This window comes from Homoserinimonas sedimenticola, assembly GCF_026094475.1.
GTDB classification, from domain to species: Bacteria; Actinomycetota; Actinomycetes; order Actinomycetales; family Microbacteriaceae; genus Homoserinimonas; species Homoserinimonas sedimenticola.
The window spans coordinates 266,956-292,624 of the sequence record NZ_JAPELL010000002.1 but is presented as its reverse complement, the minus strand read 5'-3'; the positions used below and the strand labels follow the sequence as shown (position 1 = coordinate 292,624).

Sequence of the window (25,669 nt, the reverse complement as noted above, 5' to 3'; positions counted from 1 at the left end):
CGACAGACTCAGAGGCGTCGAGTGGCGTCCTGCACTTCGCCCACGAGCTCCTCGATGATGTCCTCGAGGAAGAGCACGCCCTTGGTGGCACCCTCCGTGTCGAAAACCCTCGCGATGTGCACGCCCGAGCGGCGCATGGTCGCGAGGGCATCCTCGAGGTCGGTGTCCTCGAAGATCGAGATGAGATGCCGGATGCGCTTGGGCGGCACAGGCTCCGTGAACTCACCGTCGTCGTCCAGGTCGATGACGTCCTTGAGGTGCAGGTAGCCGCTCGGCTCCCCCTCCTCATCGACGAGCACGTAGCGCGAGAAGCCGTGCTGTGCGACGGCCCGCTCCACCTCCGCGGGGGTCGCGGCCTCCGACACTGCGATGAGCGAGTCGAGGCTCACCGCGATGTCGCGCGCCTTCTTGGAGGTGAACTCGAAGGCGTTGGACAGGGCACCCGTCGTGTCGGTGAGCACGCCCTCGCGCGTCGAGTGCGCGACGATGTTGGCCACCTCGTCGAAGGTGAAAGAGCTCGTCGCCTCGCTCTTGGGCTCGACACCGACGAGTCGCAGTACGCCGTTCGCGATCGCGTTGAGCGACCAGATCACGTATTTGAAGACACGCGAGACCCAGACGAGCGGCGGGGCAAGGATGAGTGCCATCCGGTCGGGCAGCGAGAAGGACAGGTTCTTCGGCACCATCTCGCCCAGTACGACGTGGAGGAATGACACCAGCACGAGCGCGATGATGAACGCGACGGTACTGATGACGTCGGCGGACCATCCTGTCAGCTCGAGCGGGACCTCGAGCAGGTGGTGGATGGCGGGCTCGGACACGTTCAGGATGAGCAGCGAGCACACCGTGATCCCGAGCTGGCTGGTCGCAAGCATGAGGGTCGCGTGCTCCATCGCCCACAGCGTCGTCTTGGCCGCGCGCGAGCCGGCCTCGGCCCTCGGTTCGATCTGCGAGCGTCGAGCCGAGATGACCGCGAACTCGGCACCGACGAAGAAGGCGTTCGCGGCGAGCAGCACCACGAGCCAGACGATTCCCCAGACGTCGCTCATCGCTCGTCCTCCACGGATGTCTCGGGCCTGGGTGTGAAGCGGACGCGGTCGATTCGGCGGCCGTCCATCCGCTCGACGCGGAACTCGCCGGCCTCGACCTCGACCGTGTCGCCGACCTTCGCGAGGCGACCCAGCTCACTCATGATGAACCCCGCGACGGTCTCGTACGGGCCGTCCTCGGGCACTGCGACATCCGCCCTCTCCAGGAGCTCGTCGGGGCGGAGCATTCCCGGGAACGTGAGCCAGTTGCGGGAGCGAACGACGCCAGCGCGGGTGCGGTCATGCTCGTCGGCGACCTCACCGACGAGCTCCTCCACGAGATCCTCGAGCGTGACGACACCTGCCGTGCCGCCATACTCGTCGAGCACGACGGCCATTTGGTAGCCGCGCTGGCGAAGCTCACCGAGAAGTGAGTCGAGCCGCATCGTCTCCGGCACGCGAAGAGTCTCGCTCTGCAGTGCCGAGACGGGCACGTCGGCGCGCTTCTCACGCGGCACTGCGACGGCCTGCTTGACGTGCACGAGGCCCACGACGTCGTCGATGCCTTCATCCACGACGGGAAAGCGAGAGTAGCCCGTGCGCTTCGCGAGATCGATCACGACCTGGGCCGAGTCGGTGCGTTCGACGCTGGAGACGCGAGGGCGGGGTGTCATGACATCCCCCGCCGCATGCTCATTGAAGGAGAGGGTTCGCGCGAGAAGGGTCGCGGTGTCGAGCTCAAGCGTGCCCTCCATGGCCGAGCGGCGTAGCAGGGAGGTGAGCTCCTCGGCCGTTCGTGCCGATGAGAGCTCCTCCTTGGGCTCGATACCCATGCCCCTCAGGATGACGTTGGCGGAGTTGTTGAGCAGCGCGACAGCCGGTCGGAACACCCAGGTGAAGGCCAGCTGGAACGGAACAACGATCTTCGCGGTGCCGAGCGGCAGCGCGAGGGCGAAGTTCTTGGGCACGAGCTCGCCGATGATCATCGACAGCAGCGTCGCGATCGTCACCGCGATCACGGCGGCCACGCCCCGTTGCACAGGCTCCGGCAGCCCGAACACCGACAGCGGTTCGGCGAGGAACGCGCTGAACGCAGGCTCGAGCGTGTAGCCCGTGAGCAGCGTCGTGAGAGTGATGCCCAGCTGGGCGCTCGAGAGATGCGTGGAGGTGCGCCGAAGCGCCGCGATCGTCATGGTCAGGCGGGGTTCACCCCTCGCCTGCCGGGCTTCGAGCTCTTGCCGGTCGAGGTTGACGAGGGCGAACTCCGACGCCACGAAGAGGCCGGTGCCGACCGTGAGGACAATGCCGATGGCGAGCAGGATCAGCTCGTGCATCGCTCACCGGCAGGGCAACTAGAGGGGGGGTCGTCCATTTGGGCCCACTATAGCCGACGGCGCACAGCCCGTCCCGGGGAATGCCCCGAGGATCCGCTACCAGCTGACGGGCAGCGCCTTGCCCTCCTCGTAGCCGGCCGCCGACTGGACGCCGACGAGCGCCCGCTCATGGAACTCGGCGAGCGTGCGCGCCCCCGCATAGGTGAAGGAGCTGCGCACCCCCGAGGTGATCATGTCGAGAAGGTCCTCGAGCGAGGGCCGCAGCGGGTCGAGGTAGATACTCGAGCTCGAGATGCCCTCGGCGAAGAGCTCACGCCGTGCGAGCTCGTAGGGGTCGAGCCTGCCGAAGCGGGCGTGCACCGCCTTCGTCGATGCCATCCCCCAGCTCTCCTTGTAGAGCCGGCCGTCGGCATCCGCCTGCAGACGACCCGGCGCCTCGATCGTGCCCGCGAACCAGGAGCCGATCATGACGGATGCCGCACCCGCCGCCAGCGCGAGCGCGACGTCGCGCGGGTACCGCACCCCGCCATCGGCCCACACGTGCGCGCCGAGCTCCGCCGCGACATCCGCCGTCTCGAGGACAGCCGAGAACTGGGGGCGCCCCACCGCCGTCATCATGCGCGTCGTGCACATGGCGCCGGGGCCCACCCCGACCTTGAGGATGTTGGCACCGGCCGAGACGAGGTCGCGCACGGCCTGCGCCGTCACGACATTGCCGGCGACGAGGGGCACGCCGAGGTCGAGGGCCGCCACGCGCTCGACAGCCGCGATCATGCCCTCCTGGTGGCCGTGCGCGGTGTCGAGCACGAGCACGTCGACGCCCGCATCCACGAGCGCCCGCGCCTTCGCTGCCACGTCGCCGTTGATGCCGACGGCGGCCGCCACGCGGAGACGCCCCGATGCGTCCACCGCGGGGTCGTAGAGGGTGCCGCGGAGCGCACTGCGCCGGCTGAGCGTGCCGACAACCTGGCCGTGGTGCATGACGGGCGCGAAGTCGAGATCGGCTGCAACCATGAGGTCAAACGCCGCCCGCGGCCGGTCCACGTCATCGACGTCGATCGAGGCGAGCTCGCCGTGGATGAGATCGCCGAGGCGTGCGTCGGGCAGGGCCGTGGCAAGACGCGTCGCGGGGAGACATCCGATGTAGTCGCCCGCCTGGTCGCGGACGACGATTCCGTGACCGGCGACGGGCGGTACCAGCGTGAGGGCGTGCTCCACGGAGTCGTCAACGGAGAGCTCGAGCGGGGTGTCGTAGCCGGGAGCCTGGTCCTTGACCCAGCGGATCGCGGAGTCGAGCTCCTGAAGCGGCAGGTCCTGGGGAAGCACCCCGAGCCCACCCCGGCGCGCGAGGGTCGCGGCGAGCCGCGGGCCGGTGACCGAGTTCATGTTGGCCGAGACGATAGGAAGCGTGGCGCCCGTGCCGTCGGTGGGCACGAGGGAGACATCGAGCCGGCTGCCGACCCCCGACCGACTCGGCACCAGGAACACGTCGGAATAGGTCAGGTCGTGACGCGGTGACGTCTCGTAAAACTTCATGTTTTTAAGGGTAGCCCTCCCCTCGTCTCGGCGGCAGCGCTCAGCCAATGCGATTAAGCTTGACCCTTGTATGTGGCCATCGGCGCACAGTTCCGCGCCGAACAACAACCAGTGACAACGGAGAGTGGGCGGCTGTGTCTAGCCAAGTGACCGGCATCGCACCTGAAGAGGGGTCTTCAGGCGAATTCGGAGCCAATGAATGGCTCGTCGACGAAATGTATGAGCAGTTCAAGGTCGACAGGAATTCGGTGGACAGGTCCTGGTGGCCCATCCTCGAGAACTACCACCAGACGAAGGGCGCGGTCTCGAACCCCGAGCCTGCGTCTGCGACAGGCACCGCCTCACACACGAACCCTGCCTCCTCGTCGGGCACTCAGGGCTCCTCTCCTGCAGACTCGGCGCCGAGCGACTCGAGCGGTCCTGCCGAAGACCAGCAGCCGCAGATCCCCACCGAGGTGACGGGCGAGACGTCCAAGGCGCAGGCGACGGGCGAGCCGGCCACAACGACGGGCAGCCAGCCGATCGCGCGCACCACCTCCATTCAGGCGAAGCCGCAGCCGATTCCCGCCGAGGCGCCTGCCGCTCCCGCCGCGGCTGAAGAGCCGAGCGAGCCCCAGGATGTCGTGACCACTCTCAAGGGCATGGCGAAGTCGCTTGCGACCAACATGGACCAGAGCCTCACGGTGCCGACCGCGACGAGCGTGCGCACGATCCCCGCGAAGCTCATGATCGACAACCGCATCGTCATCAACAACCACCTCAAGCGGGCGCGCGGCGGCAAGGTCTCCTTCACGCACCTCATCGCATGGGCGATGGTCAAGTCGCTCCGCGACTTCCCCAGCCAGAACGTCTACTACGACGAGATCGACGGCAAGCCCGCTATCGTCGCGCCGGCTCACATCAACCTCGGTATCGCGATCGACCTGCCCAAGCCCGACGGTTCGCGCAGTCTCGTCGTGCCCGGCATCAAGCGCACCGAGACGATGAGCTTCGGGCAGTTCCTCGCCGCCTACGAGGATGTCGTCAAGCGGGGTCGTGACAACAAGCTCACGATGGCCGACTACCAGAACAACACGATCTCGCTCACCAACCCGGGCGGCATCGGCACGGTGCACTCGGTGCCGCGCCTCATGAAGGGAGCCGGCTGCATCATCGGAGCCGGCGCTCTCGAGTACCCGGCCGAGTTCCAGGGCACCTCGCCCGAAGCCCTCGCCAACCTCGGCATCGGCAAAACCATCACCCTCACCTCGACCTACGACCACCGGGTCATCCAGGGTGCGGGCTCGGGCGAGTTCCTCAAGCTCATCCACGAGCGCCTGATCGGCAAGCACAACTTCTACGAGGAGATCTTCGCCGACCTGCGCATCCCCTACTCGCCCATCCGTTGGGCGCCCGACATCCACGTCGATCTCGCCTCCTCGATCGACAAGACCGCCCGCGTGCAGGAGCTCATCAACTCCTTCCGCGTCCGCGGCCACCTCATGGCCGATGTCGACCCCCTCGAGTACGTGCAGCGCTCGCACCCCGACCTCGAGATCGAGACCCACGGACTCACCTTCTGGGACCTCGACCGCGAGTTCGTCACGGGCAACCTGGCAGGCAAGCGCACCGCGAAGCTCCGTGACATCCTCGGGATCCTTCGCGACGCCTACTCGCGCAAGGTCGGCGTCGAGTACATGCACATCCAGAACCCCGAAGAGCGCAAGTGGATGCAGGAGCGCCTCGAGGCGCCCTACGAGAAGCCGACGCACGACGAGCAGATGCGCATCCTCGCCAAGCTCAACGAAGCCGAGGCATTCGAGACCTTCCTGCAGACGAAGTACGTCGGCCAGAAGCGCTTCAGCCTCGAGGGTGGCGAGTCGACCATCGCGCTCCTCGACGCGATCCTGCAGGGAGCCGCCGAGGAGGGCCTCGAGGAGGTCGCGATCGGCATGGCCCACCGCGGCCGGCTCAACGTGCTCACCAACATCGCGGGCAAGACCTACGGTCAGATCTTCCGCGAGTTCGAGGGCACTCAGGACCCACGCACGGTCCAGGGCTCCGGTGACGTCAAGTACCACCTGGGCACGGAGGGCACCTTCACGGCGCTCGGCGGCGAGCAGATCCCCGTCTACCTCGCAGCGAACCCCTCGCACCTCGAGGCCGTCGACGGCGTGCTCGAGGGCATCGTCCGCGCCAAGCAGGACCGCAAGCCCATCGGCACCTTCCAGGTCGTGCCGATCATGGTGCACGGCGATGCCGCCATGGCCGGTCAGGGCATCGTGGTCGAGGTGCTGCAGATGTCGCAGCTGCGCGGCTACCGCACGGGCGGCACGATCCACGTGGTCGTCAACAACCAGGTGGGCTTCACGACGCCCCCCGGCGAGGGCCGCAGCTCGGTCTACTCGACCGACGTCGCGAAGACGATCCAGGCGCCTATCTTCCACGTGAATGGCGACGACCCCGAGGCCGTCGTGCGCGTCGCGCAGCTCGCTCTCGAGTTCCGCCAGAAGTTCCACAAGGACGTCGTCGTCGACCTCGTCTGCTACCGCCGTCGCGGGCACAACGAGGGCGACGACCCCTCGATGACGCAGCCGCTCATGTACAACCTCATCGAGGCGAAGCGCAGCGTCCGCACGCTCTACGGCGAGGCGCTCGTGGGCCGCGGCGACATCACCGAGGAGGAGTACGCCGCCGCGCAGGCCGACTTCCAGGACCGGCTTGAGCGGGCATTCGCCGAGACCCACGCGGCACAGACGAACTCCACGCCGATCGTGACGCAGGACGGTCACGCTGAGCACGACCTGGAGCGTCCCGACTCGCAGCAGGATGACCGCGCGGGCGAGCCGGAGACGACCGCGGTCGCCGAGTCGGTCATCACGACGATCGGCGACGCCCACGCCAACAAGCCGGCCGGCTTCACGGTGCACCCCAAGCTCGACGCCCTGCTCAAGAAGCGGGTCGAGATGAGCCGCAACGGCCAGATCGACTGGGGCTTCGGCGAGCTCATCGCGCTCGGGTCACTCCTGCTCGAGGGCACGCCCGTGCGCTTCGCGGGACAGGATGCGCGCCGCGGCACGTTCGTGCAGCGCCACGCCGTGCTCCACGACCGTGAGAACGGCCAGGAGTGGCTGCCGCTCCTCAACCTGAGCGACAACCAGGCCCGCTTCTGGATCTACGACTCGCTTCTGAGCGAGTACGCGGCCATGGGCTTCGAGTACGGCTACTCGGTCGAGCGGGCGGACGCCCTCGTGGCCTGGGAGGCACAGTTCGGCGACTTCGCCAACGGCGCCCAGACGGTCATCGACGAGTTCATCTCGAGCGCCGAGCAGAAGTGGGGCCAGCGCTCCAGCGTCGTGCTGCTGCTCCCCCACGGCTACGAGGGACAGGGACCCGACCACTCCTCGGCCCGCATCGAGCGCTTCCTGCAGCTGTGCGCCGAGAACAACATGACGGTGGCACGGCCCTCGACGCCCGCGTCGTACTTCCACCTGCTGCGCCGTCAGGCCTACGCCCGACCGCGCCGACCGCTCGTGGTCTTCACCCCGAAGGCCATGCTGCGCCTTCGCGGCGCGACGAGCGAGATCGCGGACTTCACGAGCGGCCGCTTCGAGCCCGTCATCGACGACACGAGCGTCGACAAGGGCGCGGTGAAGCGGGTCATCCTGCACGCCGGCAAGCTGCACTACGACCTCAAGAACGAGCTGCAGAAGCGGGAGATCAACGACATCGCCCTCGTGCGGGTCGAGCAGTACTACCCGCTGCCGCTCCGTGAGCTCTCGGGGGTGCTGTCGCAGTACCCCAACGCCGAGCTCATGTGGGCGCAGGAGGAGCCGGAGAACCAGGGCGCCTGGCCGTTCATCTATATGGAGCTCAAGCGCAACCTCCCGAACCGGGAGATGAAGGTCGCCTGCCGACCCGCATCCGCGTCGCCCGCGACCGGGTCGACCAAGCGGAGCGCGCAGGAGCAGGTCGAGCTCATTGACCGGGCACTGACGCTCTAGGGAAGTTGATGCGCTAAAGAGAGCCGCCGCTCTAGCGACGTCGGCATAGAGAAGGGGCTGGCATCCGATCGGATGCCCGCCCCTTCTCTCTCTGGGCGTGTGTCAGGCGCTAGTGGGTGGCCTGGATCTCTCGCAGCTTCGCGAGCACCTGCTCCCTGAGGTCCTCGGGCGCCGTCTCGCGGCAGGCACGCTTCACGGCGAGTGTCAGGACCTGACCCACGTGTGCCTCATTTGCGCAGTCGGGGCAGTTCGCGATGTGATCGCAGATGTCCTGGGCGTCTTCGGCCCGCAACTCGTTGTGCAGATACTCCTCGAGCTCTGCCTTCGCTTTCTCGCAACCGCAGTCGGTCATTTCGTGCTCCCGGTAGTCGGCGCGGGCTGGATGCCGCGTCCCTGTGCGTAGTCCGCGAGCAGGCCGCGCAAGAGGCGGCGGCCGCGGTGCAGTCGGCTCATGACGGTGCCGACTGGGGTCTTCATGATGTCCGCGATCTCCTGATAGGCGAAACCCTCCACGTCGGCCAGATAGACGGCCAGGCGGAAGTCCTCGGGAATCGCTTGAAGCGCATCCTTGACGGCGCTGTCGGGCAGGTGATCGATCGCCTCCGCCTCGGCGGACCGCGCCGACGTCGAGGTCGTCGACTCCGCACCGCCCAACTGCCAGTCCTCGAGCTCGTCGATCGTGCCCTGGAAAGGCTCACGCTGCCGCTTGCGGTAGGTATTGATGTACGTGTTGGTGAGGATGCGGTAGAGCCACGCCTTGAGGTTGGTGCCCTGCTCGAAGCGGGCGAAAGCCGCGAAGGCCTTGACGAAGGTCTCCTGCACGAGGTCCGAAGCATCCGCGGGGTTACGCGTCATCCGCATGGCCGCTGCATAGAGCTGGTCCATGAGGGGCATCGCCTGCTCCTCGAAGAGGTCGCGAAGCTCGGCGGCAGAACGCTCGCCGCCATCCTCGGCAGAAGGGGCGTCGTCGTCGTGCGCGGGGGTCTCTGTTGCCATCGCCGCCCAGCTTAGTTCGCGCGACAGATCGGTGGATGTGAGTACCCGTTCCAGAGTCTGTGTCACACGACCTCCCTTGCGCTCGCACCCCTGCCCGCTCCTGACGGGCAGCCGATACCCTTGGACAACGATGCTGATCTCGAAATATTCCAATCCGGACTTCGACCCCTACCAGGGCGAGTCCCTCGGCGAGCCCGACGACGGACCCTGGATCGCGCCGACCGCGACGGGCCCGCTCGCGGCCCGCGTCTCGATCCCCGGTTCGAAGTCCCTGACGAACCGCGAACTCGTCCTCTCCGCGCTCGCGGACGGTCCCTCCGTGCTCCGCCGCCCCCTCCACTCCCGCGACAGCGCGCTCATGGTCGAGGCGCTGCGCGCACTGGGGGCGCAGATCGACGAGGGCGAGCCGGGACCCTTCGGCCCCGACCTGCAGGTCACGCCGGGTGAACTCGAGGGCGGGGCATCCGTCGACTGCGGACTCGCCGGCACGGTCATGCGATTCATCCCGCCCGTCGCGGCCCTCGCGCTCGGGCCGGTCGCGTTCGACGGCGACGAATCGGCCCGACGCCGCCCCATGCGCACGACGATCGATTCCCTGCGCACGCTCGGGGTCGAAGTCAACGACGATGGCAGGGGCGCGTTGCCCTTCAGCCTCTATGGCACGGGAAGCGTCGAAGGCGGCGAACTGGAGATCGACGCATCCGCCTCCAGCCAGTTCGTCTCGGGACTCCTGCTCGCGGCACCCCGCTTCTCGCGGGGCCTGCACCTGAGGCACCGCGGCGAGCATCTGCCGAGCATGCCGCACATCGAGATGACGATCGAGACGCTGCGCCAACGCGGCGTGAGGGTCGACTCCCCCGCCGAGGGTGAGTGGATCGTGGCGCCGGGCAGCATCGCGGCACGGGATGTCGCAATCGAACCGGACCTCTCCAATGCGGCACCCTTCCTCGCGGCCGCCCTCGTCGCCGGCGGCACCGTCACGGTCGAAGGATGGCCTGCCACGACGACGCAGGTCGGAGCCCACCTGGCCCGGCTGCTGCCGCGGTTCGGTGCTTCCGTCACCTCTGCGGAGGGCGCCCTCACGGTCGACGGCGGCGCGGGAGTCATCGGCGGCATCCGGCTACCCGGCGTCGATCTCGACCTGAGCGAAGGCGGCGAGCTCGCCCCCGCCATTGTCGCCCTCGCGGCGCTCGCCGAGGGCCCCAGCCGCATCACGGGCATCGGTCATCTGCGGGGGCATGAGACCGACCGTCTCGCCGCTCTCGCGGCCGAGATCACCGCGCTCGGTGGCAGCGTCACCGAGCTGGCGGACGGCCTCGCGATCGAGCCCCGCCCCCTCCACGGCGGGCTCTGGCACTGCTACGAGGACCACCGCATGGCGACGGCGGGAGCCATCATCGGGCTCGCGGTCGAGGGCGTCGAGGTGGAGGACATCACAGTCACCTCGAAGACGCTTCCCCAGTTCGCGGAGCTCTGGACCGGCGCCCTCCTCGGCCGCACCCGCCCCGCCGTCGACCCGCTCGGGCTGATGTAGGGACCGGGAGACACGGATGAGCTGGCTCACCGATCTCGACGACGAGGACGATCGCTACGCCGACTACGAGGCGAAGACCAGGCCGAACCCGAAGGCCAACAAGCCGCGCACCAAGATCCGCCCCGAGCACGAGGATGCCGTCGAGGCGCGGGTGGTCACCGTCGATCGGGGGCGCTACACCGTGCTCGTCGACGAGGACGGGGCAGACGAGCATCCTGTGACGGCGACGCGGGCGCGTGAGCTGCGGCGCCAGGCGATTGTCACGGGGGATCGCGTCGACGTCGTGGGCGACACCTCCGGCGAGGAGGGCACACTCGCCCGGATCGTGCGCATCAAGCCACGAGAAACCGTGCTGCGCCGCAGTGCCGACGACTCCGACGAGGTGGAGCGCATCATTGTCGCGAACGCCGACCAGATGCTGATCGTCGTCGCAGTGACCAATCCCGAGCCGAGACCGCGCCTCGTGCACCGCTACCTCGTGGCCGCCTTCGACGCGGGAATCGAGCCGATCCTCTGCATCACGAAGACCGACCTCGCAGACCCGGCGGAGTTCCTCTCCGAGTTCGCCGGCCTCGGGCTCACGATCGTGACGAGCGGCAAGGGGGCGACCCCCACGGAGGAGATCCTGGGGCTCCTCGCGGGGCACTCGACGGTCGCGGTAGGCCACTCGGGCGTCGGCAAGTCGACCCTCGTCAACGCCCTCGTGCCCGAGGCGAACCGCGCGACGGGGCACGTCAACGAGGTCACGGGGCGCGGCCGCCACACCTCCTCCTCGACGGTGTCCTACCGGGTCAGCGGCGGCTGGATCATCGACACTCCTGGGGTGCGTTCCTTCGGGCTTGGGCACGTCGACATCGACAATGTGCTTCGGGCCTTCACCGACCTCGCAGAGATCGCCGAGGAGTGCCCGCGCGGGTGCACGCATCTGCCGGACTCCCCCGACTGCGAGCTGGTGGAACGCGCCGCGTCGGGCGAGCTCGGCGAGCACGGGCGGCAGCGGCTCGACTCCTTCCAGCGCATGATCGCGGCACTCCGCTGACCTGCCCCGCAGCATCCGGCCCTTTGTGACGAAGGCGGTAGCGTTAGGGGGTGAGCGACCCCACCCTGGCTGACGACCTCGAACTGGCACACCGGCTCGCGGATGCTGCGGATGCCGTCTCCCGCGCCCGCTTCCGCTCGACCGACCTGGTCGTGACGACAAAGCCCGACATGACCCCCGTGTCCGATGCGGACCGCGCGGCGGAGGAGGCCATCCGCTCCCTTCTCGCAGCCGAACGCCCCGGCGACTCGATTCTCGGTGAGGAGTTCGGGACGGAGGGAGAGAGCTCGCGCCAGTGGATCATCGACCCGATCGACGGCACCTCCAACTTCGTGCGGGGCGTTCCCGTGTGGGCGACGCTCATCGGGCTCGCGATCGACGGCGTGCCCGTGCTCGGCGTCGTGAGCGCGCCCGCCCTCGGCAACCGCTGGTGGGGTTCCACCGGCGCAGGGGCGTGGGTGCGGGATGCCGCGTCCCCCGAGGGGCGACGGATGCGGGTGTCGCAGGTGTCGGAGCTTTCGGATGCCTCGATCAGCTACAACAGCATCCAGCAGTGGGACTGGCACGGCCGACTCGAGCAGTTGGTGGCGCTCTCCCGCGCCGTGTGGCGCACGCGCGCCTACGGCGACATGTGGTCGTACATGATGGTCGCGGAGGGCCTCATCGATGTCGCAGGAGAGTTCGACCTCCAGCCATACGACATGGCCGCCCTCGTGCCGATCATCGAGGAAGCGGGCGGCGTCTTCACTTCTGCCGATGGCGAGGCCGGTCCTTGGCACGGCTCCGCCCTCGCCACCAACGGCCTGCTGCACGAGGCGGTGCTGGGGCTTATCGCGCGGCGCTAGAGGAGCTTCCCGGCCGCACATCGATGACGGCGAACACGATCGCCACGAGCACGAGGCCGAGCGCCACGAGCATGCCGAAGGCATAGGCGTCGGTGAAGGCCGTGAGCACACCCTCGGTCGGCTCCTCACGGTAGACCGTGGCGAAGAATGCGGAGCTTGCCGCTGCGACCCCGACCGCCGTGCCGACCCGCTGCCCGACCTGGGCGACGGACCCGGCGACGCCGCCGTGGACGACGGGCACATCGGCGAGGGTGAGCGTCTGGTTGGGCGAGATGACGAAGCCGCCGCCCGCACCGGCGATCGCGAGAACGCCCGCGATGAGCCAGGGCACCAGCTCGGGCGGGGCTAGGAGAGCCACGGGGATGGCCGAGCCGAGGCCGATGAAGACGAGCACGAGACCATAGAGCACGAGCTTGCGGCCGACGCCGAGCACGAGCTTGCCCCCGAGCCACGAGGTGTAGGCGGAGACGAGGGCGAAGGGGATGCTCACCATGCCCGCGTAGACGGCTTCGAGCCCGAGGCCGGTCTGGAGGAAGAGCGTCGTGATGAGAAACATTGCGGGCGTCGCCGCGAAGTAGGCGGTCGCGATGAGCACGCCGTTGCGATAGGCGGCGAGGCGAAAGAGCCCGAAGTTGACGACGGGGGCCTTGCCGCGGCCCTGGAAGCTGCGCTCCCACAGGACGAAGGCGGCGGCCGCGATGACGAACAGCACGAGCCACCACCAGCGCTGCGGGTCGTCGTCGGCCCCGCCCGTCGTCAGCACGAAGGGCAACATGAGGCTGAAGACGGCGACGCCGAGGAGCAGGATGCCCACGATGTCGAGTTCGGTGTGCTCGCGTTCGCCATTGCCCCGGCCGGGGAGCCGCCACAGCGCGAAGGCGAGGGCGAGGGCGCCGAGGGGCACGTTCATCCAGAAGAGCAACCGCCAGCCGTCGGTGTCGCCCCCGATCGCGATGAGGAGGCCGCCGATCGTGGGCCCGAAGGCGGTCGAGAGACCGATGATGGCGCCGAAGAGCCCGAACGCCATGCCGCGCTCGCGCCCCTGGAAGACCTGCTGGATGATGCCGATGACCTGTGGCATGTGGATGCCCGCAGCGACTCCCTGCAACATGCGACCCACCACGAGGATCGTGACACTCGGCGCGATGGCGCACATGATGCTCGCGGCGATGAAGGCGCTGAGGCCGATGGCGAAGAATAGCTTGCGGGAGTGAATGTCACCGAGCCGCCCCGCGGGCACGAGCGCGAGGCCGAAGGCGAGCGCGTAGCCCGCAACGATGAGCTGCAGTTCGGTGGGGCCTCCCCCGAGCGACGACTCGATTGAGGGGAGGCCGACGTTGACTTTCGAGAGGTCGAGGATGGTCAGCGCGGCGACCGCGACGCACGCCGCGAATGCCTGCCACCGCACGCGATCGGATGCTGCGGCGGGGCGAGAGTGCATCCTGCCAGTCTATTCGTGCAGCAGTGCAAACTTTGCCTGCAGGACTGTATAATTGCAGACGATGCAAAATTCTCCCGAGGCCTCGGTTCCCTCCTCGCCCACCTCCGCGCCCGCGCCGCGGCTCGCCCTCGTCTTCGTCGGGCTCATGCTCGCCATGCTGCTCTCCGCGCTCAGCCAGACCGTGTTGAGCGCCGCCATGCCGACCATGGTCGGCGAGCTCAACGGAGTCGACCACATGCTGTGGATCATGACGGCGTTCATGCTCGCCTCGACGATCGTCATGCCGATCTACGGCAAGATCGGCGACCTGATCGGCCGCAAGGGCCTCCTCATCGCCGCGATACTGCTCTTCATGGCCGGCTCCGTGCTAGGAGCCGTAGCGGCCGACATGTCGATGCTCATCTCCGCGCGCGTCGTGCAGGGCCTCGGCGGCGGAGGTCTCATGATCCTCTCTCAGGCGATCATCGCCGACATCGTCCCGGCACGGGAGCGGGGCAAGTACATGGGGGCAATGGGGGCCGTCTTCGCAGTCTCCTCCGTCGCCGGCCCGCTGCTCGGCGGCTGGTTCACAGAGGGCCCCGGATGGCGCTGGACCTTCTGGATGAACATTCCGGTCGGGCTCGTCGCCCTCGCCGCCGCGGTCTTCCTCCTCCATCTCCCCCACCGCGAGCGCAGCAAGCCGCGCATCGACGCCTGGGGCATGGCACTCCTCGCGGTCGCGACGACCTGCATCGTGCTCGTCGCCTCGTGGGGCGGCAAAGACTTCGAGTGGGGCTCGCCCACCATCATCGGCCTCATCGTGGCAGCGGTCGTGGCATCCGTCGCCTTCGCCCTCGTCGAGCGGGTCACGGCGGAGCCCGTCATGCCGCTGCACCTCTTCCGCGAGAAGAACTTCAACCTGACGACCATCGCGGCCCTGCTCACGAGCGTCGCCATGATGGGAACGCTCGCGTACATGCCCACCTATCTGCAGATGGCGTTCGATGCGAGCGCGACCGCGGCCGGTCTGCTCATGACGCCCATGATGGGCGCCCTGCTCCTGACCTCGGTCGGCGCCGGTCAGATCGTGACCCGCACGGGTCGCTACAAGTGGCTGCCCATCACGGGAAGCATCGTGCTCGCTGCGGGCCTCGCCCTCCTCGGGACGATCACCCCCGAGACGCCACTCTGGATGCTGTGCAGCTTCCTCGCGGTCATGGGCGTGGGGCTCGGCACGAGCATGCAGCTTCTCGTGCTCATCGTGCAGAACACCTTCCCGGCGCGCGAGGTGGGCACGGCGACGGCCGCCAACAACTACTTCCGCCAGATCGGCGGTTCACTCGGCGGCGCCGTCATCGGGAGCCTCTTCACGACGCGCCTCGCCGAGCAGCTTGCCGAGCGCCTGCCGCAGCAGGCGGGCCCGGGCAGCGGCATGAACTCGCTCACTCCCGAGCTCGTGCACAACCTGCCCGGGACCGTGCACGACCAGATCATCTGGGCCTACACGGAGGCGCTTGCGCCGCTCTTCCTCTACATCGTGCCGCTCGCCGTCATCGCGGCCATCCTTCTCCTGTTCGTGACGGAAAAGCCGCTCGCGACCACGATCGAGCGCGATGTTGCGGAGACGACGGTGCCTGACACGCTGCAGGAGATCTACCCCGTCACGACAGGCTCGGTCAGCCTTCCCGCGCGCACCGAGGAGCGCTAGGCAGAGGGGGCGCCCGGCCTGTCGTCGTCATCGTCATCCGGCGCGCCCGAGCCGCCTGAGGGCGGCTCTCGGTCATCCTCGGTGGAGTTGCCGCCGTCGCTCTCCCGTGTGTCGCGCTTGGCATCCGTGAAGGCGAGACCGAACACGATGCCGATCGCAACACCGAGCGCGATTCCCACACCCATGTTGTCCATCGCCACGCCGAAGGCCGCGCCGATGCCGATGCCAGTCGCAATGCCGGCACCCATCATCCCGCCGGGGGCCCGTCCCGTGTTCTTCGATTCGCTCATATCCTCAGGTTAGGTAGGCGCCCCAACGCCGGGCCTCCCCCGGCAGGCCGATTTCAGCCGGGATCGAGCGGATGCTTGAGCCGTCGCATCCGCCTTGGGAACTAGTGCGAGCGACCCGCCCGCCAGTAGCCGCAGAAGGTGATGTGTCCCTTGGGCACGTCGGCGGCCACCCAGTGGCGGCGCAGCCCCGTCGGCAGAGATTGCTCCCCCACGACCCAGGCGTAGAAGGGGGCGCCGTCAAGGGGAAGTTCCGTCGCGGCGACGGACGCCGCGACGCCTGGCTTCGCAGTGGCACCGTCGCGCACGACCCAGCGCACGTCGATGCCGAGCGGCGCGTCGATCTGCTGCGCGTCGGCCCGAGACGGCACCTCAATGATGGCGGTGCCCATTGCGTCGCGCGGGAGGGACTCGAGGATGCCCGCGACAGCCGGCAACCCGGTCTCGTCCGCCACCAGCACGACCCGCTCGCATCCCTCGGGGATGGCGAAACCAATGCCCTCATCGAGGATCGCGACGGCGTCGCCGGGCTCGCAGCTGTCAGCCCAGGTCGCAGCAGGACCCGCCGTGCCTTCCGCGATAGAACCGTGGATGACGAAATCGACGTCGAGTTCAGGACCGGAAGGCCCGTGCTCCCGGTAGCCGCGGACGGTGTAGTTGCGCAAGACGGGCCGAGACGTCTTGGCGATCGAGAGATAGCGCAGGTAGGAGACCGTGTCGAGCTTGTTCGGCAGGCGCGACAGCGAACCCTCCGCCACGGGGATGAAGAGCCGGAACCACTGGTCGAACCCCATGGGTGTGAACCTCGCGATGTCGCCTCCACCCAAGGTCACGCGCGAGAAGTTCGGGGAGATGCGCTCCCGGCGGAGCACATGGAGCGTGAGCAGCTCCGACACCTCCGGCTTCTGCCGGATGGCCTCGAGATTGGTGCGGGCCAAGGAGTCTCCAGACGTCGTGTGAGCGGCACCGGTCAGTGCCGAGGTTAGGCTAACCTAAGCTCACCGCGGGAGACAAGGATGCGGCATCCGCAGCTCAACAGCGCGCGACCGTGACGGTGGTGGAGATGCGGGGAATCGAACCCCGGTCCACTGCTGTGGTCATGTGTCTTCTACGGGCGTAGCCAGTGAAACGTTCTCCTCGGCTCCGGTGCTTGCCACTGGCGGCCACACCGACGAGCCCAGCCCTTGTTAAAGTCCCCCGCAGCCCTCAGGCTCAACTGCGGAGCAATCTCTCTAAATGACGCCAGGACCCGGGTAGAGAGCATCCCCGGGCTGACGGACTTTTTAGTGCGCTCGCTTAGGCAGCGAGGGCGAAGTCAGTGCGCTTGGAATCGGCACTTATAGTTTGCCGACATCGTTAACGAGATAAGTCGGCATCCTCGACCCGCTTCCCACAATCACGCAGGCAATGTCGAAACCGATCATCCCCATGCGCGTCATCGTGGATGACGTGTCACAGTCGCGCGCTGTTGAGTTGTCAATCGCGCCGATCACTTCGACGCAGCCTTCAAGTATAGCGTGCTGCGATCGACAATGAAAGACCGAGCTCGGGGGCGCATCCCGGCCGCCCTCACGACGCTACACTGCGGATGTGACCCGCCACGCCATCGCCGCCACCGCCCTCGCCGCCGCCACCGTCATCGCCCTCACCGGCTGCAGCATCGGTGCCATCAGCCAGTCCATCACCAACGCGGTGGAGGGCAAGGAGGACGTCTTCTCGATCGAGGTCGGCGACTGCTTCAATGACGACACCGGGGCCGTCGAGGAAATCTCCTCCGTCAAGATGCCCGAGTGCACCGAGGAGCACGACAACGAGGCGTACTACATCTACGACGTCTCCGACGACGACTTCCCCAGCTACGACGCGGCCGCCATCGAGGAGGACGCGGAGTACGGGTGCTTCTCCCAGTTCGAGCAGTTCGTGGGCGCCAGCGTGGAGGAGACAAGCCTCCACTACAGCTACTTCTACCCGAGCGCCGCTAGCTGGGAGCAGGGAGATCGGGAGATCCTCTGCCTCGCCTACGACCTCGACGGGCCCATCTCCGAGCCGCTCGGAGGCAAGGGTCCGAACTACCCCTACGAGGGCTGATTCCTCACGTCTGAGCGCGGCGCCCGCCCCTACTCGCCGAGGTGGCGCCGCTCCGACATGGCGCGCTGCGCCTCACGGTTCTCCTGTCGCTCGCGCAGGGCGTGACGCTTGTCGTACTCGCGCTTGCCCTTCGCGACCGCCAGCTCGACCTTGGCGCGACCGTCACTGAAGTAGAGCGAGAGCGGCACGAGCGTGTAGCCGCCCTCCTTGACCTTGTTGTGGATCTTCAGAATTTGGGCCTTGTGCAGCAGCAGCTTGCGCTTGCGGCGCGGCGGGTGGTTGGTCCAGGTGCCCCCGACATACTCGGGGATGTGGACGGCGTCGAGCCACGCCTCGCCGTGATCATCGACGAAGGCGTAACCGTCGACAAGGCTCGCCCGACCGGCCCGCAACGACTTCACCTCCGTGCCTGTCAGCACGAGACCCGCCTCATACGTGTCTTCGATCGTGTAGTCGTGTCGGGCCTTGCGGTTCGTCGCGACGACGTTCTGACCACGTTCCCTGGGCACGATGCATCCTTCATCTCACGGCGCGCCGGATGACGCGCAGCCCACCATACTAACCGCTGACGGGCCCTCGCGCGTCAGAGGGAGGCGGGAACGCGCACGCTACGGGCAAAGCGTGCGTGCACCGTACCTCCCGCCAGCACCGACTCAGGCGGCCCCGGCTTGACTCCCCGAATGCCCGCAGCGGCGAAGAGTCCGTGCTCGCACTCAAGCAACTCGGCCTCGACCAGACGCCAGGGTTCATGGACATTCGCGTGCCAACGGAGACGCCCACCACGGGCCGTATGCATCCCCCAGCGGGCGGTGAGGAAGCGGGAGCGTTCATCATCGACGGGAGTGTCGCTCGCCCGAGTTGCAACGTGGGCTCGAGCATCCATGCGCCCCATGCGGTGGGAACGGTAACGCAACTCGCCCGCCTCCCCCTCGATGGACATACGCGCCCACCGGTAAGGCAGGGCGAAGGCGAGGTTCGCGGCCATTACCGCGGCGAGACGGGATGCCTCGAGGGAGACGAACCACACCCCCCGGCGCCCCTCGGCATCCACCGTGTAGAGCCGCACGTTGACCTCGGGGAAGGTGCCCACATACGGCACGGGCGGCGACCCGAGCAGGGCCGAGTCGGAGAGCCGGAAGCAGATGAGGCCCACCCAGCTCGAACCATCGAAGACATCAGCGCGGAGCCCAGGAGGAAGCATCCGTTCCGCGTCTCGGCTGCTGATGCGCCAGTGCAGAAAGCTCACCTCGCTCCAGCGCTGGCGAATGATCGGTGGGCCCTGAAGTGGCGGAGCCTCCCGCGTTATCGCCTGCACGGTGACCCGCTCGTTCCGCGTCAGACCTTGAGGTAGCGGCTGATGGCCACGTTGGCGGAGAGCGCCGCGAGCAGGATGCCGACCGCGAGCAGCACCGGGACGACGATGAGCGCCTCCGTGAGCCCGACGAAGGAGGTCGACGCCATGAGCTCGGCGAGGTAGCCCTGCACGAAGAAGTGCACGACCGCGACGGTCGCTCCGCCCGCCAACACAGCGCCGATGACGGCGGCGATGACGCCCTCAAGTACGAAGGGCGTCTGGATGAATCGGTTGGAGGCGCCCACGAGGCGCATGATCCCCAGCTCACGACGGCGGCTGAAGGCGCTGAGACGGATGGTCGTGGCGATCAGCAGCACGGCCGCGACGAGCATGAGCGCCGCAATGCCGATGGCGGTGTAGCTTGCGGCGTTGAGCGCGTCGAAGATCGGGTCGAGGTACTTGCGCTGGTCGGCGACCTCGTCGACTCCCGGTGTGCCCGAGAGCGTCTCGATGAGCACATCCGACTGGCTCGGGTCGACCATGTTGACCCAGTAGGTCTCCGGCAGCATCTCGGGCGTGATGTAGTCGCCCTCGCTCGTGTCGGCGAAGTCGACGTACTTCTCGTACGCCTCCTCGTGGTTCTCGAACTCGTAGGCATTGATGAGGGGCGCGAGCTCGGGCGAGTCGAGGATGGCCGCGACATTGGCCTTCTGTTCCTCGGTCGCCTCTGTCATGTTGCAGTGGGCGGCGAGGGCCGTGTCGGTGCAGAGGTAGACGGCAACCTGCGCCCGGTCATACCAGTAACCCTTCATCTCGTTGATCTGCATCTGCAGCAGGATCGCGGCGCCCACGAAGGTGAGCGAGATGAATGTCACCAGCACGACGGAGACGACCATCGAGAAGTTGCGGCGGAGGCCCTGACCGACCTCCGACATGATCAGGCCGAACCTCACAGCTCCGCCCCCGTCCCGAAGCCCTGTTGCACGGGGATCGCCTGCGTGAGATAGCCGCCCTGGCGCTCATCGCGCACGATCTGGCCGGCGACGAGTTCGATCACACGGCGCTTCATCTGGTCGACGATCCCCGCATCGTGGGTCGCCATGATCACGGTGGTGCCGCTCTGACTGATGCGCTCGAGCAGCGTCATGATGCCCGCGGATGTCGCGGGGTCCAGGTTGCCCGTCGGCTCATCGGCGAGCAGTAGGGCAGGCCGGTTGACGATTGCGCGGGCGATCGCGACGCGCTGCTGTTCACCGCCGGAGAGTTCGTGGGGAAAGCGGCTCGCCTTGCCCGCGAGGCCCACCATCTTGAGCACATCGGGCACGGCCTCCTGAATGAAGCCCTTCGACTTGCCGATGACCTGAAGGGTGAACGCGACGTTGTCGAAGACCGACTTCTGCGGCAGGAGGCGGAAGTCCTGGAAGACGACGCCGAGGTTGCGGCGGAAGTAGGGAACCTTGCGACTCGACAGCCGCCCCACGTTCTGGCCGAGCACATGGATCTCGCCCTTCGTGGGGTTCTCCTCCTTGAGGATGAGGCGCAGGAAGCTCGACTTGCCGCTGCCGGAGGCGCCGACGAGGAAGACGAACTCTCCCCGCAGGATCTCGAGATCCACGGAGTTGAGAGCGGGTCGCGTGGTGCCGGCGTAGAGCTTGGTCACCTGGTCAAAACGAATCATTTCGGATCGAGCCTAAGCAGGCATTCCTGATTCGGGCGCAGCGACACCCCCGCCAGTTCGGGGGCTCAGTCCTCGACGGCGCGCTTGCGCCAGCGGATACCCGCCGTGATGAAACCGTCGAGGTCGCCGTCGAAGACGTTCGACGGATTGTTGACCTCGTGCTCCGTGCGCAGGTCCTTGACCATCTGGTAGGGCGCGAGCACGTAGCTGCGCATCTGGTCGCCCCAACTGGCGGTGATGTTGCCCGCGAGCTCCTTCTTCTGCGCGGCCTCCTGCTCCTTCTGCAGCAGCAGCAGGCGCGACTGGAGCACGCGGAGCGCGGCCGCGCGGTTCTGGATCTGGCTCTTCTCGTTCTGCATCGAGACGACGATGCCGGTCGGAAGGTGGGTGATGCGCACGGCCGAGTCGGTCGTGTTGACGGACTGCCCGCCGGGCCCGCTCGAGCGGAACACGTCGATGCGCATCTCGTTCTCGGGGATGTCGACCTGCTCGGTCTCCTCCATGAGCGGGATGACCTCGACGGCCGCGAAGCTCGTCTGCCGCTTGCCCGCGGCACCGAAGGGCGACATGCGCACGAGCCGGTGCGTGCCTGCCTCGACACTCAGCGTGCCGAAGGCGTAGGGGGCGTCGAACTCGATCGTCGTCGACTTGATGCCCGCCTCCTCGGCGTAGCTCGTGTCGAGCACGCGGGCGGGGATCTTGTTCTTCTCGGCGTAGCGCAGGTACATGCGCTGCAGCATCTCCGCGAAGTCGGCCGCGTCGACCCCGCCCGCGCCCGCGCGGATCGTCATGACGGCGGGGCGGGCATCCCACTCGCCGTTGAGGAGCGTCTGCACCTCGAGGTCGCTCAGCACCTTCTCGATCGACGTCAGCTCGCGGTGAACCTCTGCCGCGGCATCCGCATCGCCCTCCTCGTTGGCGAGCTCCACCATGATCTCGATGTCATCGAGGCGCTGCTGGATGCTCGTGATCTTGGCCAGCTCGGCCTGCCGGTGGCTGAGCGTGCTGGTGACCTTCTGCGCCTTCTCGGTGTCGTCCCAGAGGTCGGGCGCGCCCGCTTGCTCGCTGAGGTCGGCGATGTCGGCCTCGAGTCGCGGAACGTCGACGACGGCCCGAATCTCGGCAAACGTGGAGCGGAGGGCCGCGACCTGCGCGGAGACGTCGAGTTCATCCATTGTGGCGACAAGCCTACCGGCAGCCGCATGAAGGCTACTGCTGCTCGGCGAGGGGCCAGACGATGTGGGTGACCATGTCGTCGGGGTCGGCGTCGGGCGTCGGCTCGGTCACGTAGACCTCCCAGAACAGCTGGCCCGGGGTGTGGCCCTGCTCGTAGATCCAGCCGACGAAGCGCTGGTAGGCCTCGGCGAGCCCATCGTAGGAGCCGCGATGCGTGTACTGGGCCGCGAGCCCGCCCGGCAGCTCGAGCGCCGCGATACTGCCGACGGTCTCGATGGGGGTGTTGGTCGGGAAGCCCGCCGCGACGTCCACCGTCTCACCTGGCTGCCCGTGGTAGACGGCGAGCGCCGGGCCTGCCGGAGCGACCCCCTGCTCACTGAGCACCGCCATGACGGCGCCGTACACGTCGTCGAAGTAGTCGCGGATGTTCGCCATCTGAATCGTCTCGCGACGCACCGCGACCGTCATGGGGTTCAGCGCGATGATCTCGGCGGCGGATGCTGCGGGGCTCGTGTCACTCATGGTCGCTCCTCTCGCGGTGCCTCGATCCTGCCGCGCTCCCGGAGCGACCTCAACCCTCTCAGCCGAAGACCGAACGCGCGGATGCTTCGACCCCGATGCGGATGCCCTCGGGCACGAGCAGGCTCACGACGGGTGGGCGCCACAGGGCGGAGAGCCCCACGACGGCGCCGGAACCGCCGGGACTCTCCGCCCGCTCGATCACGAGCCCCTCGAAGTCGTGCGGCACTGCGGCGACGTGCGCCGCGACGGCCGCCGAGACGCGAGAGTCGTCGAGCACGACGCCGGGGCCCGAGGCGACGGTCGTGACATCCGTGAGGTCGAAGGCCTCCGCCCCGGCGAGCGCGGCGCCGTCGGCGAGGGTGAAGAGTCGCTTGCGCTCCAGGTAGAGCGAGGTTGCGGCCGTCACGAGCAGGATGAGCACGAGGCTCAGGGCGGCGTAGAAGATCGTGAGGATGAGGGTCGAGCCGCTCTCATCCCGCAGCAGCCGCCTCACGGCAGCTCCGCAAAGCGCGAGACCTGCTGCGACGCGGTTGCGCGGACGGGAATGCTCAGGGGTGTGTCGACGGCGAGCGCGGCGGGCACGAGCGGCATCGCGATCTGCGTTTCGACCGTCACCGTCACGATGCCGAGACGGGTGAGGCAGTCGGCGGGGTTCGGAGAGCAGGAGATGCGGATGCTGCCAGCCGACGGGTCGAGGCCGTGGTCGGCGAGCGCGAAGGCGACGGCCCGTTCCGCACGGAGAGCCGCGGCATCCGTTGTCGGGGCTTCGACATAGGTGCGGGCTGCGTGCCGGGCGGCCGACTCGACCGCGAGCGAGCCCGACTGCAGCGCCGAGAGGGCGACGATGAGGTAGACCATGGGCACGAGCAGGAGCGTTCCCGCCGTGAGGAATTCGAGCGAGGCGGAGCCGGTGTCGTCGCGCCGTGCCTCACTCCAGAGTCTCAAGAGCCGCATGCCCTGTCACCTCCAGCCCGCCGTCGAGGCCGATGAGGCCCAGGAGCGGCAGGGGCGCGCGCACCGTCACGACCGCCGCCGGGTGTCCCAGGTAGTCGCCGGACGTGATCGTCACGTCGGCCGCGTAGCTCGGGCCGATCGCGGTCGTGATGAGCTCGCGCGTGCGGGCGGCGCCATCCGCCAGCGTGTTGTCGGCGAGCGCCGCGAAGCGTGCGCCCTCCCCCGCCGCGTCGAGCACCGTATTGCGCACGTGCATGACAAGTCCCAGTTGCATGACGCTGAGGGTCAGGACCGTGAGGAGCGCCCCCACCATGACGAACTCGGCGGGGGCGGAACCGCGCTCATCGCCCCGAAGCATCCGCTCAGAAGCCCGAGACGCGCGCGATCGCCTGCTCGAAGACGCTGCTGAGCGCGGGCCCCGCGAGCGACCAGATGATGATCACGAGACCTGCCGTCATGAGCGTGATGAGCACCCAGCCGGGCACGTCACCGCGCTCATCGGCGAGACGGGAACGGGCGTGACGAAGGTATCGGCGGCACGGGATCATGCGGGGATGCTACTGAGAGATCCGCAGCATCCGTCAGAGTTGTCCACAGGGGCGCTACGCCGAATCGCGGCCGTAGGCCTCCAGCAGCCGCAGCCACACCTCACTCACGGTCGGGTAGGCGGGAACTGCGTGCCACAGTCGCGCGATGGGCACCTCGCCCGCGATCGCGATCGTCGCCGACTGCAGGAGCTCGCTCACCTCGGGGCCCACGAAGGTCACGCCGAGGATGACCTCGCGCTCGGTGTCGACCACCATGCGGGCCTTACCCGTGTACCCATCGGCGTGCACGGCGGCCCCCGCGACCGAGCCCATGTCGTAGTCGACGGCCGTGACGGTGTAGCCCGCCTTCTGTGCCGCCGCCTCCGTGAGCCCCACCGACGCCACCTCCGGGTCGGTGAAGACCACCTGCGGCACGACGCGGTGATCGGCGGTGGCGACGTGGCGACCCCAGTCCGCGGCATCCACTGGCTCGCCCTTCGCCCGCGCGGCAATCACGTCACCCGCCGCCCGCGCCTGGTACTTGCCCTGATGAGTGAGCAGGGCGCGGCCGTTGACGTCGCCCGTCGCGTAGAGCCAGTCGTAGCCGGGCACCCGCATGGTGTCGTCGACCTCGAGCGGGCCGCCGGGCTCCAGCCCGACCGTGTCGAGCCCGATGTCCGTCGTGCGCTGGGCGCGACCCGTCGCCACCAGCACCTCGGATGCCACGATCTCGCGCCCCTCCCCCGTGACAAGCGTCACGGTGTCACCGTCGCGCCGCACGCTCGCCGTCTCGGTGTGGGTGAGGATCTCGACGCCGCGCCGGCGCAGGGCCTCCGCCACGAGTTCGCCCGCGAAGGGCTCCATGCCGCCGAGGATGCCGCTGCGGGAGACCACGGTCACGCGGCATCCGAGGTCCGAGAAGACGGTCGCCATCTCGAGCGCGACCACCCCGCCACCGACCACCGCGAGGCTCTCGGGGACCTGCTCGACGCTCGTCGCCTCGCGACTCGTCCAGGGGGCCGACTCCCGCAGCCCCTCGATGGGCGGAACGAAGGGATCCGTGCCCGTTGCGACGACGACCGCGTGCGCCGCCGTGAGCACGCGAGTCGCACCGCCCTCCTCCGTGACCGTGACCTCACGCTCGCCGCTCAGCCGGCCGTGCCCGCGCACGAGGTCGATGCCCGCGCTCTCGAGCCATTCGACCTGCCCGGCATCCGACCAATGGCTCGTGAAGGAGTCGCGGCGCTCGAGCACGGCCTCCACGTCGAGCTCGCCCGTTGCCGCCTCGGCCGCACCGGGCACGGCCCGGGCCGCGCGCAGCGCCTGGGCTGGCCGCAAGAGAGCCTTGGAGGGCATGCACGCCCAGTAGGAGCATTCGCCGCCCACCAGCTCGCTCTCGACGATGACCGCCGAGAGCCCGCCCTGCACGGCGCGGTCGGCGACGTTCTCGCCCACCGCTCCGGCGCCCAACACGATCACGTCATAGTTGTCAGCCATGCGCTGAGTATGGCACCGGCCTCTCAGGGGCGACAGGGCGAGCGGATGCTGCATCCGCCCGTCGCTGCCCCGCTTCCCTGCCCCGCCCGAAAGGTCGAGAGGACACATATTCGTGCTCACGCGGGCGTCAACCAGGCTGCAGGACGAATATGTGTCTACTCAACGGCGGCGGGGCGCACTGGGGAGGGACACGGCGCGGGGCGCATTGGAGAGGGACACGGCC

25 protein-coding genes and 1 other RNA gene are annotated in these 25,669 nt (G+C 68.1%); 6 read left to right on the top strand and 20 right to left on the bottom strand.

Translation table 11 applies throughout. The features are described from left to right. Nucleotides 1-8: 8 nt before the first annotated feature. From OH146_RS12600 to guaB1, 3 genes are all read right to left on the bottom strand, one after another. Entirely contained in the window at nucleotides 9-1,049 is a 1,041-nt protein-coding gene (locus OH146_RS12600; protein ID WP_265161315.1) for a hemolysin family protein, read from the bottom strand. Then, nucleotides 1,046-2,362, bottom strand: coding sequence for a hemolysin family protein (locus OH146_RS12595; protein WP_265161314.1), 1,317 nt, complete (start codon nucleotides 2,360-2,362; stop codon nucleotides 1,046-1,048). The genes OH146_RS12600 and OH146_RS12595 overlap by 4 nt, the downstream gene beginning before the upstream one ends. Nucleotides 2,363-2,458: 96 nt before the next feature. Next, complete coding sequence (guaB1, locus tag OH146_RS12590) at nucleotides 2,459-3,898, bottom strand: GMP reductase (RefSeq protein WP_265161313.1); 1,440 nt, start codon at nucleotides 3,896-3,898, stop codon at nucleotides 2,459-2,461. A 134-nt stretch (nucleotides 3,899-4,032) separates the two neighbouring features. On the opposite strand from guaB1, the gene OH146_RS12585 reads away from it, so the two are divergent. Continuing rightward, on the top strand, nucleotides 4,033-7,881 hold the full coding sequence (locus OH146_RS12585; RefSeq protein ID WP_265161312.1) for a multifunctional oxoglutarate decarboxylase/oxoglutarate dehydrogenase thiamine pyrophosphate-binding subunit/dihydrolipoyllysine-residue succinyltransferase subunit: 3,849 nt from the start codon (nucleotides 4,033-4,035) through the stop codon (nucleotides 7,879-7,881). A gap of 109 nt (nucleotides 7,882-7,990) precedes the next feature. Here the strand turns inward: OH146_RS12585 and OH146_RS12580 are convergent, their stop codons facing one another. Both OH146_RS12580 and OH146_RS12575 read right to left on the bottom strand, forming a co-directional pair. Then, nucleotides 7,991-8,233 (bottom strand): zf-HC2 domain-containing protein, encoded by a 243-nt coding sequence (locus OH146_RS12580; protein ID WP_265161311.1) that lies wholly within the window; start codon nucleotides 8,231-8,233, stop codon nucleotides 7,991-7,993. Continuing rightward, nucleotides 8,230-8,877: a sigma-70 family RNA polymerase sigma factor gene (locus tag OH146_RS12575; RefSeq protein ID WP_265161310.1), complete on the bottom strand. Its 648-nt coding sequence runs from the start codon at nucleotides 8,875-8,877 to the stop codon at nucleotides 8,230-8,232. Before OH146_RS12575 ends, OH146_RS12580 begins: the two co-directional genes overlap by 4 nt. Before the next feature lie 130 nt (nucleotides 8,878-9,007). Between OH146_RS12575 and aroA the strand changes: the two genes are divergently transcribed. From aroA to hisN, 3 genes are read left to right on the top strand one after another with little or no spacing between them, the layout of a single operon-like run. After that, a complete protein-coding gene (gene aroA / locus OH146_RS12570; RefSeq protein ID WP_265161309.1) occupies nucleotides 9,008-10,411 on the top strand; it encodes a 3-phosphoshikimate 1-carboxyvinyltransferase in 1,404 nt (467 codons plus the stop codon). Nucleotides 10,412-10,427: 16 nt separating this feature from the next. Next, a complete protein-coding gene (gene rsgA / locus OH146_RS12565) occupies nucleotides 10,428-11,450 on the top strand; it encodes a ribosome small subunit-dependent GTPase A (RefSeq protein ID WP_265161308.1) in 1,023 nt (340 codons plus the stop codon). Between the two features lie 50 nt (nucleotides 11,451-11,500). Continuing rightward, entirely contained in the window at nucleotides 11,501-12,295 is a 795-nt protein-coding gene (gene hisN, locus OH146_RS12560; protein WP_265161306.1) for a histidinol-phosphatase, read from the top strand. Here hisN and OH146_RS12555 read toward each other — a convergent pair. Next, complete coding sequence (locus tag OH146_RS12555; RefSeq protein ID WP_265161304.1) at nucleotides 12,279-13,736, bottom strand: MFS transporter; 1,458 nt, start codon at nucleotides 13,734-13,736, stop codon at nucleotides 12,279-12,281. The two genes, hisN and OH146_RS12555, sit on opposite strands and share 17 nt — an antisense overlap. Before the next feature lie 61 nt (nucleotides 13,737-13,797). Between OH146_RS12555 and OH146_RS12550 the strand changes: the two genes are divergently transcribed. Then, nucleotides 13,798-15,423, top strand: a complete 1,626-nt coding sequence (locus OH146_RS12550; protein ID WP_265161302.1) for an MDR family MFS transporter — start codon at nucleotides 13,798-13,800, stop codon at nucleotides 15,421-15,423. Here the strand turns inward: OH146_RS12550 and OH146_RS12545 are convergent. The 3 genes from OH146_RS12545 to ssrA form a co-directional block, all read right to left on the bottom strand. Further along, a complete protein-coding gene (locus OH146_RS12545) occupies nucleotides 15,420-15,713 on the bottom strand; it encodes a glycine zipper domain-containing protein (protein WP_265161300.1) in 294 nt (97 codons plus the stop codon). The two genes, OH146_RS12550 and OH146_RS12545, sit on opposite strands and share 4 nt — an antisense overlap. 101 nt (nucleotides 15,714-15,814) lie before the next feature. After that, entirely contained in the window at nucleotides 15,815-16,648 is an 834-nt protein-coding gene (locus OH146_RS12540) for a siderophore-interacting protein (protein ID WP_265161298.1), read from the bottom strand. 117 nt (nucleotides 16,649-16,765) lie between these two features. Beyond that, nucleotides 16,766-17,138: a transfer-messenger RNA gene (gene ssrA / locus OH146_RS12535) on the bottom strand. Nucleotides 17,139-17,300: 162 nt separating this feature from the next. Between ssrA and OH146_RS12530 the strand changes: the two genes are divergently transcribed. Then, nucleotides 17,301-17,798 (top strand): septum formation family protein, encoded by a 498-nt coding sequence (locus OH146_RS12530; RefSeq protein ID WP_265161296.1) that lies wholly within the window; start codon nucleotides 17,301-17,303, stop codon nucleotides 17,796-17,798. 29 nt (nucleotides 17,799-17,827) lie between these two features. Here the strand turns inward: OH146_RS12530 and smpB are convergent, their stop codons facing one another. The 11 genes from smpB to OH146_RS12475 all read right to left on the bottom strand — a co-directional run bounded on the left by smpB (nucleotide 17,828) and on the right by OH146_RS12475 (nucleotide 25,446). Next, on the bottom strand, nucleotides 17,828-18,307 hold the full coding sequence (gene smpB, locus OH146_RS12525; RefSeq protein ID WP_265161294.1) for an SsrA-binding protein SmpB: 480 nt from the start codon (nucleotides 18,305-18,307) through the stop codon (nucleotides 17,828-17,830). Nucleotides 18,308-18,381: 74 nt separating this feature from the next. Beyond that, nucleotides 18,382-19,113 carry a YqjF family protein gene (locus OH146_RS12520; protein ID WP_265161292.1) on the bottom strand — a complete coding sequence of 244 codons (732 nt, stop codon included), beginning with the start codon at nucleotides 19,111-19,113 and terminating at the stop codon, nucleotides 18,382-18,384. Between the two features lie 20 nt (nucleotides 19,114-19,133). Beyond that, nucleotides 19,134-20,045, bottom strand: coding sequence for a permease-like cell division protein FtsX (gene ftsX, locus OH146_RS12515; protein ID WP_265161290.1), 912 nt, complete (start codon nucleotides 20,043-20,045; stop codon nucleotides 19,134-19,136). Then, entirely contained in the window at nucleotides 20,042-20,770 is a 729-nt protein-coding gene (gene ftsE / locus OH146_RS12510) for a cell division ATP-binding protein FtsE (protein WP_265161288.1), read from the bottom strand. The genes ftsX and ftsE overlap by 4 nt, the downstream gene beginning before the upstream one ends. Before the next feature lie 65 nt (nucleotides 20,771-20,835). Next, the gene (gene prfB, locus OH146_RS12505; RefSeq protein ID WP_265161286.1) at nucleotides 20,836-21,945 is read right to left on the bottom strand and encodes a peptide chain release factor 2; all 1,110 of its coding nucleotides are present in this window, start codon (nucleotides 21,943-21,945) and stop codon (nucleotides 20,836-20,838) included. Nucleotides 21,946-21,979: 34 nt separating this feature from the next. Next, nucleotides 21,980-22,468 carry a GyrI-like domain-containing protein gene (locus OH146_RS12500; protein WP_265161284.1) on the bottom strand — a complete coding sequence of 163 codons (489 nt, stop codon included), beginning with the start codon at nucleotides 22,466-22,468 and terminating at the stop codon, nucleotides 21,980-21,982. Between the two features lie 58 nt (nucleotides 22,469-22,526). Next, complete coding sequence (locus tag OH146_RS12495; protein WP_265161282.1) at nucleotides 22,527-22,961, bottom strand: pilus assembly protein TadG-related protein; 435 nt, start codon at nucleotides 22,959-22,961, stop codon at nucleotides 22,527-22,529. Then, nucleotides 22,958-23,422 (bottom strand): hypothetical protein, encoded by a 465-nt coding sequence (locus tag OH146_RS12490; protein WP_265161279.1) that lies wholly within the window; start codon nucleotides 23,420-23,422, stop codon nucleotides 22,958-22,960. The genes OH146_RS12495 and OH146_RS12490 overlap by 4 nt, the downstream gene beginning before the upstream one ends. Next, nucleotides 23,397-23,780 carry a TadE/TadG family type IV pilus assembly protein gene (locus OH146_RS12485; RefSeq protein WP_265161277.1) on the bottom strand — a complete coding sequence of 128 codons (384 nt, stop codon included), beginning with the start codon at nucleotides 23,778-23,780 and terminating at the stop codon, nucleotides 23,397-23,399. The genes OH146_RS12490 and OH146_RS12485 overlap by 26 nt, the downstream gene beginning before the upstream one ends. 4 nt (nucleotides 23,781-23,784) lie before the next feature. Further along, on the bottom strand, nucleotides 23,785-23,970 hold the full coding sequence (locus OH146_RS12480; RefSeq protein WP_265161275.1) for a hypothetical protein: 186 nt from the start codon (nucleotides 23,968-23,970) through the stop codon (nucleotides 23,785-23,787). A 54-nt stretch (nucleotides 23,971-24,024) separates the two neighbouring features. Further along, nucleotides 24,025-25,446 (bottom strand): dihydrolipoyl dehydrogenase family protein, encoded by a 1,422-nt coding sequence (locus tag OH146_RS12475; protein ID WP_265161273.1) that lies wholly within the window; start codon nucleotides 25,444-25,446, stop codon nucleotides 24,025-24,027. Nucleotides 25,447-25,669 lie beyond the last annotated feature (223 nt).